The following is a 15,522-nucleotide window of genomic DNA, read 5'->3' as shown; positions in this document are numbered from 1 at the left end:
GGTTCAAACCTTATAAAGTCGTGGAAGAGCCCGATGCGGCTGCGTAGTTCTGGTAACTCTTCATCTGTTTCGCTATCTGAGAAATCTTGCTCGCGTAGTCCGGGTCCGTGGCGTAACCGGCCTTCTGCAGCTCTTTCACAAACTGTTCCGGGTTATCGGCCGATTTGAGCGTGGCTTGATAGCGATTGTTGTTCTGCAGGAAGCTCACCAGGTCGTGGAAGCTGTCGGCGTAGGAATCGTAGGAACGGAAGTCCGCCGTTTCCTTGACCATCTTGCCGTCGCGGAACTCGCTGGTGATCGCACGCGCCTCAGGCCCGCGCCAGCCGCCCTGGGCCTTGATGCCGAACAGGTTGTGGCTGCTGCTGCCATCGGATTGACGCATGATCGATTTGCCCCAGCCGGTTTCCAGCGCGGCCTGGGCCACGAGCACGCTCGGGTCGACACCGATACGCGCCGCAGCATCCTTGGCCAGCGGCAGCATGGTGTTGACGAAATCGTCGGCGCTGGTGAACGCCGCCTTGGCCGGTGCCAGCGGGGTCTGTACGCGATTGCGCACATAAGCGTCGGCTTGCGCTGCGTATTCCGGGCCGATGGTCCAGTCCCCATTGCCGGCGCTGCCTGCCTTTTTCGCGGCGTTGACAGCACTGGACACAGCGATGCGGTTCTTCAGGGTGGTCGCGCCGGAGGCGGCGTCCTGAGTGCCCGCGGTGTTCGGCACGATGCCGGCCATGATCCGGTCGGTCAGCTTGCTTGGCAGCGCCAGGCGACGGGAATTGAGCGCAGCCACGTCGTTGTGCGGCGTGCCATCGGCGGACGCAGCAGGGGCTGACACCGAGCGGGTCGCCCACAAGGGACGCTGAGCCACACGGGTGGCCAGCGCGGTCTGCGACTGCGCAGTGCTGTCGGTAGCAGGCGTGCCGCTGGCTGCGGTGGCGCCGTTGGTGAGGGTGGCCGGCGCCACTTCAGAGGTCTTGGTCTTGGATAGCTGACGCATCAGCACGTCTTGCAGACCAATACCCCCGCCCTCCCGGGACATGCTCACGGCCAGCTGCTGGTCGTACATGTCCTGATACTGGCGAGTGGCAGCGGTGTTCATCGGGTTGTCCTTGGCCAGCACTTCGTTGGCCGAACGCATGGCCTTGAGCATCTGGCTGACGAACAGCGACTCGAATTCCTGCGCCACCTTCTTGAGGTTCGCATCGCTTTCGCGGTCGCCGTTCTTCAAGGCGGCCAGACGATTGAGGTCGGTATACGCCCCCGAATCGACATTGCTGGTACCGCCGCTTGGAATACTCATGCCCGTTCCTTTAAACCGAAAGTCTTAAATCACGATCAGGTCGGCTTGCAGTGCGCCAGCCTGTTTCAGTGCTTCGAGAATCGCCATCAAGTCGCCGGGTGCTGCGCCCACTTGGTTGACGGCCCGAACGATCTCATCAAGAGTCGTGCCAGGACCGAACTTGAACATCGGGTGCAGCTCTTGCTGGGCATTGATCTTGGAACGCGGCACAACGGCGGTCTGGCCGTTGGAAAACGCACCCGGCTGGCTGACCACGGGGTCTTCGGTGATGGTCACGGTCAGGCTGCCGTGGGTCACAGCCGCTGGCGACACCTTGACGTTCTGGCCGATGACGATGGTGCCGGTCCGCGAATTGATGATGACTTTCGCCGAAGTCTGGCCCGGATCGATCTCCAGATTCTCCAGCACCGACAGATAATCGACGCGCTGGTTAGGGTCCAGCGGCGCGGTGACACGCACGGAACCGCCGTCCACGGCCTGGGCTACGCCTGGGCCGAGCATGTCGTTGATCTTGTCGACGATGCGCTTGGCGGTGGTGAAATCGTTGCGGTTCAGGTTCAGGGTCAACGAGTTGCCCTGGTTGAAGCCGCTCGGCACGGCGCGTTCAACCGACGCACCACCCGGGATGCGCCCCGAGGACGGAACGTTGACGGTGATCTTGGAGCCGTCACGGCCTTCAGCGTCAAAACCGCCAACCACCAGGTTGCCCTGAGCGACCGCATAGACGTTGCCGTCGATACCCTTCATCGGGGTCATCAACAGCGCACCGCCACGCAGGCTTTTCGAGTTACCGATGGACGACACGGTGATGTCGATCTGCTGACCGGGCTTGGCGAACGGCGGCAGGTCGGCATACACCGCCACTGCGGCGACGTTCTTCAGCTGCACGGTGCCGGAGCCGGCTGGCACCTTGATGCCGAACTGCGACAGCATGTTGTTGAAGGTCTGCAGGGTGAACGGGGTCTGGGTGGTCTGGTCACCCGTGCCGTTCAGACCCACCACCAGACCGTAACCGATCAACTGGTTGGTGCGCACGCCGGAAATGCTGGCGATGTCCTTCAGACGTTCGGCCTGTGCTGCGCCGACCGCCGTGAGAGAGAGCAACGCTGCCGCTATCAGTTGCTTGAACGTGATCATGGCTATCCCGGTATCAGAAAGGGAACAAGGGGCTCAGGAAGAATCGGTCGAACCAGCCTGGCTGACTGGTATCGGCAAATGCCCCTGTACCGGAATACGTGATGCGTGCATCGGCCACGCGCGTGGACGATACGGTGTTGTCGGTGGCGATGTCGTCGGCACGGATGAGGCCCGCGATACGCACCAGTTCGTCACCGGTGTTGAGGGTCATCCACTTCTCGCCACGTACCGACAGGATGCCGTTGGGCATGACATCGGCCACGGTCACGGTGATCGAGCCGGTCAGGGTGTTGCTCTGCGCCGCGGTACCGGCGCCCTTGGTGGCGCGATCACCGCTGTAACCGGCGTCCAGGCTCAGGTCGCCGCCGCCCACCGGGTTGTTGGTGCTCACCCCGGCGCCGAACAGCGAAGTCAGGCCGAGACTGGTCTTGCTGGTCTTGCTCAGGCTGGAGTTGGCGGCCTTGCTGGCAGCCATTTTCTCCGACAGGGTGATGGTGATGATGTCACCGACCCGGTACGCCTTGCGGTCGCCATACAGGTTCTGCTCGAAACCGGCCTGATAGATCGAGCCGTTGTTGGCCGCTGCAGGCAGCGGCGTTCGTGGCAGCACCGGCGCGTAGTAAGGGTCATTGGGTTTGGCCGAAGGCGCAACGCAACCGGTCAACAGCGCGATACCGCAAAGCGGTGCTGCCAACAGGGAAAGCCGCAGTACAGAAAGCCGTTTCATGACACTTAAAACCTCGCGGTGTAGCAGGCGTTTTTCAGGCGCCCCATCGGATTGATCAGGTGTTTCGTTACAGGACATCAGGTCGTTCAGTTTCCGCTTACAGGTTCTGCGTGACGTACTGCAGCATCGAGTCGGCGGTGGAGATCACTTTGGAGTTCATCTCGTAGGCGCGCTGAGTGGTGATCATGTTCACCAGCTCTTCAACGGTGCTGACGTTGGAGTTTTCCAGGGTGTTCTGCTTGACCACGCCCAGACCGTTCAGGCCGGGTGTACCCACTTGTGGGGCGCCGCTGGAAGCGGTTTCCAGGTACAGGTTGCCGCCTTGCGACTGCAGACCGGCCGGGTTGATGAAGTCGGCGGTCTGGATGTTGCCGATCACTTGCGGGGTCGCGGTGGCGGTCGAAGTAGTCACCGACACGGTGCCGTCTTCGCCGACGGTGAAGGTCTGCGAGTCCTGAGGAACAACGATCGCAGGCTCCAGCGCGTAGCCGTTTGCGGTCACGATCTGGCCGTTCTGGTCCAGGTGGAACGTACCGTCGCGGGTGTAGGCGACAGTGCCGTCCGGCTGGCGAATCTGGAAGAAACCGCGACCGTTCACCGCCATGTCCAGCGGCTGGTTGGTGGTTTGCAGGCTACCGGCAGTAAAGTTCTTCTGCGTGCCGACGATGCGCACACCGGTACCCAGCTGCAGACCCGACGGCAGTTCGCTGTCCTGCGTGGACTGCGCACCTGGCTGACGTTTGATCTGATACAGCAGGTCCTGGAATTCTGCGCGATCGCTTTTGAAACCCGTGGTCGAAACGTTGGCCAGGTTGTTGGAAATGGTGGTCAGGTTGGTGTCCTGAGCCGCCAGGCCGGTTTTAGCCACATAAAGTGCCGGAAGCATTGTTAATCTCCTCGAGCGCCGAATTGTCGGCGCAAGCTGTCAGTCATTAGCCCATTTGCAAGACGCGAGCCATCGACTCGTCATCCTGCTCGGCGGTCTTCATCATCTTGATGTGCAGTTCGAACTGGCGGGACAGCGCCAGCACCGAGGTCATTTCCTCGACAGCGTTGACGTTGCTCGACTGCAGAAACCCGGATTCCACCTGCACATCGGCATCGGCCTGCGCCGGTTTGCCGTCTTTGGTGTGCATCAGACCGTCGGGGCCTTTTTCCATGTTCGAAAGGTCTGGCTTGACCAGCTTGATGCGGTCGATCTGCGCCATGACCTGCGGGCTTTCACCCAGCGAGCGGACGCTGATGGTGCCGTCGGCGCCGATCTCGATCTGCTGCTGAGGCGGCACGGCAATCGGCCCGCTGTTGCCCATGACCGGCAAACCATTGCCATCACGCAACACACCCAAGGCGTCAATGTTCATGCTCGAAGTGCGGGTATAGGCTTCGCCGCCGTCGGGGGTCTGGACCGCCATCCAGCCATTGCCTTTGACGGCAACGTCCAGTTCACGACCGGTGTCGATCATCGAACCCTGGCTGAAGTCGGTGCCCGGACGCTCGCTCATGGCATAGGCGCGCGACGGGTTGACCTCACCAAACACCGGCATCGAGCGGGCCTGTTCCAGGTCGCGCTGAAATCCGTTGGTCGAGACGTTCGCCAGGTTGTTGGCATGGGCCTTTTGCGCGATGGCGTTTTCCGACGCCCCGCTCATGGCCACGTAAAGCAACTTGTCCACAGTCTTCCTCCTCTGACAGACGCTTGCCGCCTGTAGCTGTACTGGGCAGGACATAGCAATGATCGCGCCAGTTTTTCAGGCGCGTTACAAAGTGCTGATTTTCCAATGGATACGGGGGCAAAACCGGCCCCGATGAAAGCGCCGGATGATGACGCGACGGCAGACTGCCGCTTTCGGCAGAATCGAGAGGCATCGCCGCCAAAAAACTTGCGTACGAGGAGCGATAATTGCAGCGTTCGGCTCATTGACCTTTTTATCAACGGGAAACCGTCATGCGTTTGCGTACCACCCCGCTCTGCTCTCGTGCCGCCCTGCTTTTCATCCTCGCGCTCTGTACAACCTTTGCGGTCGCGGCACCGGCGCCTTATTACCTGTGGCAGGGCAAGCACAAGACCGTCTGCGCCCAGACCAGCCCCGGCAAGGGCTGGACCAGGGTGAGTGGCGGGTTTGTGAAGTCGGATTGTTCGATGTAGCGGGTGCGTGAGGGGCGCTGCCAGGGGGCTGCGCCGATCAGGTCGCGCGGATCAAGGTCTGCATCAGTTCTGCTTCCGTTGACAGGGTTTTGGAGTTGGCCTGATACGCCGTCTGCGCCTGGATCAGCTCCACCAGTTCTTCGGTCAGCTTGACGTTGGAGCCTTCCAGCGAATGACTGATGACCGTGCCGAGCACGCCGACGCCAGGCTCCTCGTAATTGGCAACCCCTGAGTCTGCGCTTTCGACCCAGCGGGTGTGACTCACCGGCTGCAAGCCCTGCTCGTTGGCGAAGCTGGCGAGCATCACCTGACCAATCCTGCGACTGAGCCCGTTGCTGTAGCCGACGCTCATGATGCCGTTCTTGTCGATGGACAGTTTGTTCGCATTGCCTGCCGGATTGCCGTCGACAAATGTGCCAGCACTCCCCGTAGCGCTGCGGTACTGGGTCAGCTTGCCGAGGTCCAGGACAATCCCGTCAGCATTGCCGGTAGCGCCGCTGCTGACGTAGCGTCCCCCTGCCTTGTTGCCCTCCAGCGGCTTGGCCGGCACCCATCCATTGAGCGTCAGTTTTCCGTTGGCCGCCACCAGACCCGGGCCGCCGGTGAGGGTCTGCACCGAGCCGTCGGCATTGAACAGCACGCTGGCGGTCAAGGGGTCGTTACTGGCCGGGTCCTCAGGGTTACAGCCATCGATCAGCACATGCATTTTCCAGCTGTTGTTGCCGTCCTTGACGAAATACTGGGTCAGCTCATGACGCACACCCAGACTGTCGTAGATCGCGCTGGTGAAGGGCTTGTTGTAGGTGGTGACATCGGTCCGGTCGAAGACTGGCACCGGACGCGGCATCACAGGATCGGCCGGATTGAGCAAGGCGCCGTTTGCATCGTTGAGCGGCAACGCAATGGCCCCGGCGTTGGCGGCAGGGCTTGGCGTCCAGCTGCCATTGACCTTGATCGCAGGCTGCCAGCCATGCAACGACAGATCACCGCTGTTTTCAAGCCTTACCGCAGCCTGATTGCCCGTCAGATGAATCTTGCCGTTGGGCAGAGCAAGGAGACCGATCTCCAGCGGCGATGTGGTCGATGGCTCGAGCGGGTTGACGCCATCGATCAGGATGTAAGAGGTCCAGTTGTTGTCATCCGTCCTGACGAAATACTGCTTGAGCTCGTGATCCTGCGGCGGCACTGCGGCCCTGGCGGCCGTAATGATGACGTCGTTGCCGTTGGCATCCTTGCCCTTGACCTCCTTCACCTCGGGCACTCCGGCATCCTTGATGACCTGAGTGGTCATGCGCGTCCAGGTGCGTGGGTCATTGGCATTGAATTTGGGAATCGCTCCCAGCGACGCTTCGGCGGAATCGAGGTTGAGCGTTTGCTCGATCTTGCTCGTGGCCTTGGGCGCCATGTTGGCGTTGTCGATCCTGAGGTCCGAGCGCACGCCTCGAATCACTTGACCTTCAGGCGTCACGGCATAGCCCTGCAAGCGGCTGCCATTGGCGTCGACCACGTAGTCTTGTGCATCCTTGATGAAGGCGCCGGAACGGCCATAGCTGATCGCGCCGTTGTCGCTCATGACAAAAAAGCCCTTGCCCTGGATACGCATGTCCAGCGCTCTGCCGGGGCTTGAAACAGTGGCGCCGGAGGAAAAGTCCTGGGAGACATTGGCCAGCGCGACCCCATCCCCAACAGCGGTGCGCCCGCCGCCGAGCATGGACGAGGAGTAGACGGCAGAGAATTCTGCGCGAGAGGATTTGAAGCCTGTAGTACCGACGTTGGCGATGTTGTTGCCCGCCACTTCCATTCGTTTGTGTGCCGCGTGCAAGCCAGCGACCGCGATGTTGAATGACATGAACACTCCCTGAGTCGTCAGCGACGACACTTGCGTCAATGCATGGTTTTAGCCGGGCAAAGGAATGCGTTCGACGGGGTTGATCCGACGACATTCGTTTGTCAGCGAATTTGAGTCTCGCATTGACGGGAGTAGGAATTTTCTAGTTATCGAGTGGGATGGGTCTTGATGTTTTAACGCACTGTAATCGCATGCGCTGTGGGGTTTTCTCTAACGGCAGACCCTCCAAAACCCAGCGCCAAAACACCCGACCTCCTCCAAAAAAACAAAAAAAAACCCCTCAAAAGAGGGGCTCGAACTACAGCAAAATCATCGCAACGCTATCAGGTCATCTGAATCGTGGTTTGCAGAATGGTGCTCTCGGTCGAGATCGTCTTCGCGTTCGCCTGATAGTTGCTCTGCGCCTTGATCAACTGAACCAGCTCACCGGTCAGGTCAACGTTGGATTCTTCCAGCGCAGAACCGGTAATGCTGCCCAGCGTACCGGACTCCGGCGTACCGGTGACCGGGATGCCCGAAGCGTAGGTTTCACGCCACATGGTGCCACCCGCTGGCGCCAGGCCCTGCACGTTGGCGAAGGTGGTCAATGCAACCTGGCCGATCACCTTGGACTGACCATTGGTGTACGTCGCGAACAGGTTACCGCTGGAGTCCACGTTCATCGCACTGATCTGGCCGGTGTAGTTACCGTCCTGGCTCTTGGAGATCGCGCCACCGGCGGCGTTGGTCTGGGTGGTGGCCAGCATGTCCAGCTTCATCTTGGCGGATGCGCCCGCGCCGTTCGCGACCCACGTCGTGGTCGAACCGACAGTCTTGCTTTGCGCCGGCACCCAACCGTCGATGCTGAAAGTTCCGTCGCTGTTAACACTCACGCCACCACTGGTGACCGTCGGGGTCACCAGATTGCCCGAGGCGTCGAAGGTCAGCTCGGTCGCCGCCGGAGTCGTCGAGTTCTCAGGGTCGGTGATGCTGCGGCCGTCGATCAGGGTGTACATGGTCCAGTCGTTGGTGTCTGTCTTGCGGAAATACTGGGACAGGGTGTGTTCGTTACCCTGACTGTCGTAGATCGGCGTGCTGTACGTCGACGTGTAGGTCGTGGTGTCGGCCGGATCGAACGCAGCGCCCGTTACGATAGGCTTGGACGAGTCCAGGTTGGACTTGATGGTAATGGTGCTCGTCGCCTTCGGCGCCATGTTCGAGGTGTCGACCTTCAGATTGGTCAGCACGCCGTTCATCACGTTGCCGTTGGCATCGACGCCGTAGCCCTGCAAGTTGTTGCCGTTGGTGTCGATGATGTTGCCGGAGCTGTCGGTATGGAAGTTACCGGCACGGGTGTAGAGCTTCTCGCCGTTGTTGCTCAGCAGGAAGAAACCGTTACCGTTGATTGCCAGGTCCAGATCACGGCCGGTGCCGGTGGTCAGCGCACCTTGGGTGAACTGCTGAGTCACAGCCGCGGTGCGAACACCGCTACCGACGTCGGTACCGCCCGAAGTGCCGCGAATGGATTGCGCGTACTGGTCAGCAAATTCCGCACGGGACGCCTTGAAACCGACGGTCGCGACGTTGGCAATGTTGTTGCCGGCGACGTCGAGACTTTTGTTCGCTGCGTAGAGCCCACTCAGACCGATATTGAAAGACATACTTCACTCCTGCGCCGTCGAGTCGGCTCTAGATCCCGATTTGTTGAACTTTGGACAAGGCGATGTTGGTGCCGTTGGCCAGATTAAGAGTCATTGAGGTACCCGCCGAGCCCATGGTGACACTGGTCACCGTCGCAGGCAGGTAGGTGGTCAGGCCCGTGGACGTGCCATCGAGACTGCCCGTTGCCTTGAAGCTGTAATTACCCGATTCCAGCTGATTGCCCGCATCGTCCTTGCCATCCCAGGTGAAGCTGGCGTTGCCGGCTTTTTGCTGGCCCAGGTCAAGGGTGCGAACCACGCTGCCGGTGCTGTCGTAAATCTTCACGGTGGTGATCGTGCTGGTCGAAGGCACCACGGCCTGACCGGTCATGCCTTTGGTGGTGTCGACATTGGTCGAACTGGCGTCGGCGATCACCGAACGGCCCACCAGCGACGAAGCCTGCAGCGCCTGCGAAGACTGGTACATGCCACCGATCGCATCGACCGAGGTGCTCAGGTTCTGCATGGTTTCCAGGCTGCTGAACTGCGCCAGCTGGGCCACGAACTCGCTGTTGTCCTGGGGATCGAGCGGATTCTGGTTCTGCATCTGGGTCACCAGCAACTGCAGGAACGAATCCTTGCCCAGGGTGCTGGCGCCGGTGGTGCTGTCGCCGGTCTTGCCGGAGGTCACCGTCTGCAGCGACTTGATGTAGTCGCTGGTTGTGGTGTCGTTAGTAACGGTCATTGCGTTCGCCCCTTATCACTGACCCAGGGTCAGGACCTTCTGCATCATTGTTTTGGCGGTGTTCATGATTTCCGCGTTGGTCTGGAACGAACGACTGGCCGAGATCATGTCAGCCATCTCATTGACCACATTGACGTTCGGGTAATAGACGTAACCGTTCTTGTCCGCAGCCGGGTGATTTGGCTCGTAACGTGCTTCCAGGTTGGAGGCATCTTCAACGATGCCGGAAACCTGTACGCCGGTGCCGGCCTGGCCCTGCTCTTCGAACAGCGAAGCGCTGCCGCCAGACTCCTGGCCCTGAAACACGGTGGCAAACACCGGGTGCCGTGCGCGATAGGTCTTGTCCATGCTGGAGGACACGGTCTCGGCGTTGGCGATGTTACTGGCCACGGTGTTCAGACGAGTGTTCTGCGCACTCATGCCGCTACCGGCAATATTGAAAACACTGGATAGGGACATGAATTACTCTCCGCGCAGGGCCGATACGAGCCCTTTGAACTTACTGTTGAGCAAGGTGAAGCTGGCCTGGAAGCCGATGGCGTTTTCAGCGTAATTGGCGTTCTCGACCTGAGCGTCGACGGTGTTCTGGTCCAGCGACGGCTGCGATGGCGTGCGGTACAGCAGGCTCGCTTCACCCGAATCCACGCCTTGCGCCTCGATGTGATGGCTGTTGGTGGTGTTCAGGGCGAACGTGCCGTTCTTGGCCTTGTCGCTTTCAGCGGCCAACACCTTGGAAAAGTCCAGGTCGCGCGCCTTGTAGTTTGGCGTGTCGGCGTTGGTAATGTTGTTGGCCAGCACTTCAGCACGTTGAGCGCGGAAGTTCAGCGCTTTCTCGTGAATGCCCAGTGCGTTGTCGAAACTGATGCTCATGTCGGGAACCTTTATCGGTTGACCAGATGTTCGTGACAGAGAGATAGCAAGTGGCGTGCCAGTTCTTGCAAAGCCCGTATTACGGGGGATTGAAGGCAGTTGCCCAGGGGAGATGCCAGAAAAGCGGCAAGGGGTTTCCGCTGAGGAGGAGGAAAGCGGCAAGGTGGGTGCCGTTTTTTTGCCGTTGATTGCGGATGCGGATTTGCCGCCGTGCACGCAATGCCCCTGCGGGACCGATTTCAGTCGCGAAGGATGTTCAGGCGACAGATCTGTATCGGATGTACCGGCATCTCGCGAATGAATTCTCCCACAGGTCAGGCGCTCAGCTTCACCTGTTGCTGTTCATGCCCGAAGATCAAAAAAAGATTCGGATTTTTCCTCTCCGCATGCGATTCCCCTGTGGGAGCGAATTCATTCGCGAAGGATATTCAGGCGACAGATGCGTGTCGGGTGTACCGGCATCTCGCGAATAAATTCGCTCTCACGGGTTATGCAGCTGCGCGGGTCAAGCGGGAGGGATGCCGGAAGAGCCGCCCCCTGCCATGGATCGCAGCCGCAAAAAAGAAAACCCGCCAAAGCGGGTTCTCCAAAACACAACCAACCCAACATCACTTGGCCTGGTAAATAATCCCGGGACTGCACTGCACCATCTGATAATGATCCGGCAACCCGTTCAACGCCTCCGACGCCCCGAGGAACAAATAGCCCCCCGGCTTCAACGTCGCATGAATGCGCAACAGAATGTCCTTCTTCACCTCAGCGGAGAAGTAGATCAACACATTGCGGCAGAACACGATGTCGAACTTGCCCAACGCCGCATAACTGTCCAGCAGGTTGAACGAACGAAACTCCACTCGACTCTTGATTGGCGCCTTGACCGTCCAGCGCCCCGGCGTCTTCTGGTCGAAGTAGCGCTGCAACCGATCCGGCGACAGGCCTCGGCCAATCGCCAGGCTGTCGTACTCGCCCGTCTTGCAGTTGGTCAGCATGCTGCCCGACAGATCAGTCGCGACAATCTGCGCCCCGGCCTTCAACTGGCCCGGATTGCTGCGCTCGAACTCATCGATCGACATCGACAGCGAGTACGGCTCTTGCCCCGACGAACACGCCGCCGACCAGATGCGCGGACGCAAGCCGGGGCTGGCCTTGATCTGCTCCGGCAACACCTTGTTCTTGAGCACCTCGAACGGGTAGGTATCGCGAAACCACAGGGTTTCGTTGGTGGTCATCGCATCCACCACCTGCTCGCGCAAACCACTGCGCGGCTGTGTCTGGATACGCTGAATCAGCTCGCCCAGCGATTTCAGCCCCTGCTGCTCCATCAGCTTGTTCAGGCGGCTGGAGACCAGGTACTGCTTGTTTTCACCCAGCAAAATGCCACAGGCTTTTTCCAGGAAGACCCGGAACTGCTCAAAATCCAAATTACCTGTAGACATGCCGCCTCTCAAATCATGTGAACAGCCGAGGAAGACCCTCCTCAGCTGATATCTGCCGCTCTGATGCGATCGACCACTCTAGCTGCAAGATCGTCCGGCCGGAACTTGGCCAGAAAATCGTCGGCACCTACCTTCTTCACCATCGCCTGGTTGAACACCCCCGACAACGAGGTGTGCAGGACGATATGCAGCTTTTGCATGCGCGGATCGCTGCGAATCTCTGCAGTCAAGGTGTAGCCGTCCATCTCCGGCATTTCAATGTCGGAGATCATCATCAGAAATTCTTCTTCGGGTTTCTTGCCTTCATCTACCAGTTTGCGCAGGAAATCGAGTGCCTGACGACCGTCATTCAACGCCGTCACCTCCACGCCCACGGTCTGCAGGCAACGCGTTACCTGCTTGCGCGCCACCGACGAGTCGTCGACCGTCAACACGCGCAGGGACAAGGCCTTGTGCTGCACTTCTTCAGTCACCACGCCCGCGGAAATATTTTCCGAGACCGGCGCCACTTCGGCGAGGATTTTCTCCACGTCGATGATTTCCACCAACTGGTTATCGATACGCGTCACTGCCGTGAGGTAGTGATCGCGACCGGTGCCCTTGGGTGGCGGATGAATGTCTTCCCAGTTCATGTTCACGATGCGTTCGACCGAATGCACCAGAAAACCCTGAATCTTGGTGTTGTATTCGGTAATGATTACAAACGCGTTGGCAATGTTGCCCAACGGGGAACCGCCGGTCGCGAGCGCCAGATCAAGGATCGGGATCGTCCCGCCACGAATATTCGCCACTCCGCGCACAATCGGACTGGATTTGGGCATGTGGGTAAGTTTTGGGCACTGAAGCACCTCTTTTACCTTGAACACGTTGATCCCATACAACTGCTTGCCGTCCAGACGGAACAACAACAGTTCAAGGCGGTTCTGCCCTACCAGTTGAGTGCGCTGGTTCACTGAATCCAAAACACCAGCCATGCACCACCCTCCCAAAACGACCAATTGCGCACTGCCAGATCGGCAAGCGGCACGGGCCTTGCTAAATACCCGGCATGAACCTATTAACGACAGTATCTCGACACCTGACAAACGCAAGCCGCCATTTGATCGGCGGCCTCGTTGCCGTGTGTCTGCTTGTCGGCGCAAACCTCTGTCGCGCCGACAATGTAACGCTGCCTGAACAACTTATCGGCGTCACCCAGGGCTTTCTTGAATTCACTGTCGAAGACTATCTGGCCACCAGTCAAACCGCTGGCCGTTATGAAATCGAAGTCAAGCAGCTCGATCCTCGCCTGCGCATGCCGCACTGTGACAAGGATTTGACAGCCACGCTGGAAAGCCCGGCCCAGCCCATTGGGCGCGTCACCGTGAAGCTGCGTTGCGAAGGCAGCTCTCCATGGACGGTGTTCGTGCCGGCCCAGGTACATCTTTTTCGCAATGTCGTGACCGTGGTGCGGCCGCTGAAGCGCGACGCCATCGTTTCCGAAGGCGATGTGGCGATGCGTGAACGGGACGTAGGGCAGCTGGGTGCAGGTTTTCTGGATTCCCTGGACCAGGCGATCGGGCAGAAAGTTGTCCGACCAACGGTCATCGATCAGATTCTGACGCCTGTACACCTCGAGCAGCCGCAGATGGTGCGCAAGGGCGATCAGGTGGTCATCAGCGCCCGCAGTGGTGCCATGAGCGTGCGCATGCCGGGCGAAGCCCTCTCCGACGGCGGCTTCAACGAGCAAATACGGGTCAAGAACCTCAACTCCAAACGCGTGATCAAGGCCAACATCGTCGCCCCCGGGCAGGTCGAGGTGCCTATGTAAAGCCCATTGTCCTCTGGCGCTGCGCTTGCGCTTTTCCTACACTCGGAACCCATACGCCCTCTGCGAAGTCAATTGGAGACTGTTTTCGCACTGGCCCTAAAGTTATTCCGGGTTTGGCCGAAACCAAGGCAAGCGTCCTAGAACCCAGAGGTTTTTCAATCATGGTCATCGACTTCAGTCGTTTGAATAGCTCCACTACCGTCGGGGGTACATCACGTACCGCCGGCACCAAGGAAGCCAGCAAAACCGAAGCCCCGGCGACGGCCAGCCCTTCCACCAGCGTGAGCGGTAGCGGTGAGACAGTCAGTTTGAGCAGCGAAGCTCAACAGTTGCAGAAGATCACTGATTCGTTGCGTGATCAGCCCGTCGTCAACAGCAGCCGTGTGGCTGAGTTGAAGCAGGCTATCGCCGACGGCAGTTACAAGGTCGACAGCAACCGTGTTGCGAACAAACTGCTTAATTTCGAAGCCCAGCGCTAGCCCCCGGTCTGCGCAGGGGCTTCTGGACGCTTGAATCCCAGGGCATGCGATGCAAGACACTACGTTGCTTCAACTGATCACTGACGATATTGCGCCGACCCAGCACCTGCTGGAGATCCTGAAGGCTGAATCACTGGCCCTTCACGGTCGCAATATGGTCGAAATGGAACACATCCTGGCGCAGAAACAGGCGTTGGTGATCGTGCTCGAACAGCACGGACGCAGACGCAGTCAGCTGCTGTCGAGTCTTGGCCTGCCCGCCAATCGTGCGGGACTTGAAGAAGTGGCCAAACACTCGTCGGTGGGCGACGCGTTGTTGAAAGCGGGCGACGAATTGAGTGCGCTGATTGCCGAATGCCAGGCTGCGAATGCGCAGAATGGCAGTCTGATCCAGCTGCAACAGCTGACCACGGCGCAGCAACTCAGGATTCTCAACGGTGGCGACACTCCAGCGCTGTACGACAGCCGGGGCTCGACGTCGGGAAGAGCCAGACCACGTCCGCTCAGCCAGGCGTAAGTTCTTGTATCAAGGCGTGCAACATGATGGCAAAATGCCTCGCGCCGCACGCTGTCGTTATTTGCCTGGAGATGGATAAACCGTGAATGCCTCAAGCGCGGAAGATGTTCCGCAGCCCCCGAAGGTACTGAACACGCCTTTGGAAATTGCCGCCAACCTGCGCCTTTTGATGGAAAGCCATGATCCTTTGATCATCACTTTTCACGAGCGCAGCCAGCGCTTCCAGAGCTATGTCATTGACGTTGATCGCGACAGCAACGAGGTCGCGTTCGACGAAATGATCCCCCGCGACGGTGAACGCTTTCTGGCCAACGGTGAAGCCTTTCGTGTCGAAGGCTTCCACGATGGCGTGCGCATCGCCTGGGAAGTCAAAGGGCAGATGAAGATCATCGAGGAGCCGCACAGCTACCGCGGTCCGATGCCTGAAGAAGTCGTTTATCACCAGCGCCGCAATGCCTTCCGCGCAGCCTTGAAGCTGGCCTCGCTGGTCGACATCGAAATAGGTGGCGACAAGCTGAAGTCGCCGCTGCGCGGCAAACTGCTCGACATCTCCGCGACCGGCTGCAAGTTGCGCTTCGAAGGTGATGTGTCTGAACGCATGCAGCTGGGGCAAGTTTACGAGCGTTTCATCGCTCACCTGCCCTTCGGCGCCATGACCACGCCGGTGGAGCTGCGTTACCTGCACTTTGAAGAAAGGATCAACACCACCTTCGCTGGCGTGCGCTTCCACAACATCAGTGGGTTGGTGCAGCGCCAGGTCGAACGCTTCGTTTACCAGCTGCAACGCGAAGCCCGTCGTTTCGACAAGGACGACGATTTTTGATGACGGCCCTTCGGGGCCGTTTCATCTTTCAGGCGTACATCCTGGCAAAATGCTCCCGTTGGTCAGC

Annotated in this window: 17 protein-coding genes; 5 read left to right on the top strand and 12 right to left on the bottom strand. The window is 59.4% G+C overall.

All coding sequences use genetic code 11. The annotated features are described in order from the left end of the window. Positions 1 to 10 precede the first annotated feature (10 nt). The 5 genes from flgJ to AC07V9_RS22835 form a co-directional block, all read right to left on the bottom strand. Entirely contained in the window at positions 11 to 1,297 is a 1,287-nt protein-coding gene (gene flgJ, locus AC07V9_RS22855) for a flagellar assembly peptidoglycan hydrolase FlgJ (protein WP_495017913.1), read from the bottom strand. A 24-nt stretch (positions 1,298 to 1,321) separates the two neighbouring features. Then, on the bottom strand, positions 1,322 to 2,434 hold the full coding sequence (locus AC07V9_RS22850; protein WP_495017912.1) for a flagellar basal body P-ring protein FlgI: 1,113 nt from the start codon (positions 2,432 to 2,434) through the stop codon (positions 1,322 to 1,324). A gap of 13 nt (positions 2,435 to 2,447) precedes the next feature. After that, the gene (gene flgH / locus AC07V9_RS22845; protein WP_495017911.1) at positions 2,448 to 3,161 is read right to left on the bottom strand and encodes a flagellar basal body L-ring protein FlgH; all 714 of its coding nucleotides are present in this window, start codon (positions 3,159 to 3,161) and stop codon (positions 2,448 to 2,450) included. 97 nt (positions 3,162 to 3,258) lie between these two features. Continuing rightward, entirely contained in the window at positions 3,259 to 4,047 is a 789-nt protein-coding gene (gene flgG / locus AC07V9_RS22840; protein WP_495017910.1) for a flagellar basal-body rod protein FlgG, read from the bottom strand. A gap of 46 nt (positions 4,048 to 4,093) precedes the next feature. After that, positions 4,094 to 4,834 (bottom strand): flagellar basal body rod protein FlgF, encoded by a 741-nt coding sequence (locus AC07V9_RS22835; protein WP_495017909.1) that lies wholly within the window; start codon positions 4,832 to 4,834, stop codon positions 4,094 to 4,096. 272 nt (positions 4,835 to 5,106) lie between these two features. Here AC07V9_RS22835 and AC07V9_RS22830 point away from each other — a divergent pair, with 272 nt between their 5' ends. After that, positions 5,107 to 5,307 (top strand): hypothetical protein, encoded by a 201-nt coding sequence (locus tag AC07V9_RS22830; RefSeq protein WP_495017908.1) that lies wholly within the window; start codon positions 5,107 to 5,109, stop codon positions 5,305 to 5,307. 37 nt (positions 5,308 to 5,344) lie between these two features. Here AC07V9_RS22830 and AC07V9_RS22825 read toward each other — a convergent pair whose 3' ends face one another. The 7 genes from AC07V9_RS22825 to AC07V9_RS22795 form a co-directional block, all read right to left on the bottom strand. Further along, a complete protein-coding gene (locus AC07V9_RS22825) occupies positions 5,345 to 7,156 on the bottom strand; it encodes a flagellar hook protein FlgE (RefSeq protein WP_495017907.1) in 1,812 nt (603 codons plus the stop codon). A gap of 323 nt (positions 7,157 to 7,479) precedes the next feature. Further along, positions 7,480 to 8,796 (bottom strand): flagellar hook protein FlgE, encoded by a 1,317-nt coding sequence (gene flgE / locus AC07V9_RS22820; RefSeq protein WP_495017906.1) that lies wholly within the window; start codon positions 8,794 to 8,796, stop codon positions 7,480 to 7,482. Between the two features lie 28 nt (positions 8,797 to 8,824). Then, entirely contained in the window at positions 8,825 to 9,520 is a 696-nt protein-coding gene (locus AC07V9_RS22815) for a flagellar hook assembly protein FlgD (protein ID WP_495017905.1), read from the bottom strand. Between the two features lie 15 nt (positions 9,521 to 9,535). After that, positions 9,536 to 9,979, bottom strand: a complete 444-nt coding sequence (gene flgC, locus AC07V9_RS22810) for a flagellar basal body rod protein FlgC (RefSeq protein ID WP_495017904.1) — start codon at positions 9,977 to 9,979, stop codon at positions 9,536 to 9,538. A gap of 3 nt (positions 9,980 to 9,982) precedes the next feature. Further along, positions 9,983 to 10,390 (bottom strand): flagellar basal body rod protein FlgB, encoded by a 408-nt coding sequence (gene flgB / locus AC07V9_RS22805; protein WP_495017903.1) that lies wholly within the window; start codon positions 10,388 to 10,390, stop codon positions 9,983 to 9,985. Positions 10,391 to 10,998: 608 nt separating this feature from the next. After that, positions 10,999 to 11,826, bottom strand: a complete 828-nt coding sequence (gene cheR / locus AC07V9_RS22800) for a protein-glutamate O-methyltransferase CheR (protein WP_495017902.1) — start codon at positions 11,824 to 11,826, stop codon at positions 10,999 to 11,001. A gap of 41 nt (positions 11,827 to 11,867) precedes the next feature. After that, on the bottom strand, positions 11,868 to 12,800 hold the full coding sequence (locus tag AC07V9_RS22795) for a chemotaxis protein CheV (RefSeq protein WP_495017901.1): 933 nt from the start codon (positions 12,798 to 12,800) through the stop codon (positions 11,868 to 11,870). A 74-nt stretch (positions 12,801 to 12,874) separates the two neighbouring features. On the opposite strand from AC07V9_RS22795, the gene flgA reads away from it, so the two are divergent. The 4 genes from flgA to AC07V9_RS22775 all read left to right on the top strand — a co-directional run bounded on the left by flgA (position 12,875) and on the right by AC07V9_RS22775 (position 15,455). Then, positions 12,875 to 13,636, top strand: a complete 762-nt coding sequence (gene flgA / locus AC07V9_RS22790; RefSeq protein ID WP_495017900.1) for a flagellar basal body P-ring formation chaperone FlgA — start codon at positions 12,875 to 12,877, stop codon at positions 13,634 to 13,636. 161 nt (positions 13,637 to 13,797) lie between these two features. After that, on the top strand, positions 13,798 to 14,115 hold the full coding sequence (gene flgM / locus AC07V9_RS22785) for a flagellar biosynthesis anti-sigma factor FlgM (protein WP_495017899.1): 318 nt from the start codon (positions 13,798 to 13,800) through the stop codon (positions 14,113 to 14,115). A 49-nt stretch (positions 14,116 to 14,164) separates the two neighbouring features. Further along, positions 14,165 to 14,632 (top strand): flagella synthesis protein FlgN, encoded by a 468-nt coding sequence (locus AC07V9_RS22780; RefSeq protein WP_495017898.1) that lies wholly within the window; start codon positions 14,165 to 14,167, stop codon positions 14,630 to 14,632. 82 nt (positions 14,633 to 14,714) lie between these two features. Beyond that, positions 14,715 to 15,455, top strand: coding sequence for a flagellar brake protein (locus tag AC07V9_RS22775; RefSeq protein ID WP_495017897.1), 741 nt, complete (start codon positions 14,715 to 14,717; stop codon positions 15,453 to 15,455). Positions 15,456 to 15,522 lie beyond the last annotated feature (67 nt).

This window comes from Pseudomonas sp. GW821-FHT02A11 (assembly GCF_059421985.1).
The sequence above is the reverse complement of the archived record's forward strand: the minus strand, read 5'-3'. Positions and strand labels throughout refer to the sequence as shown.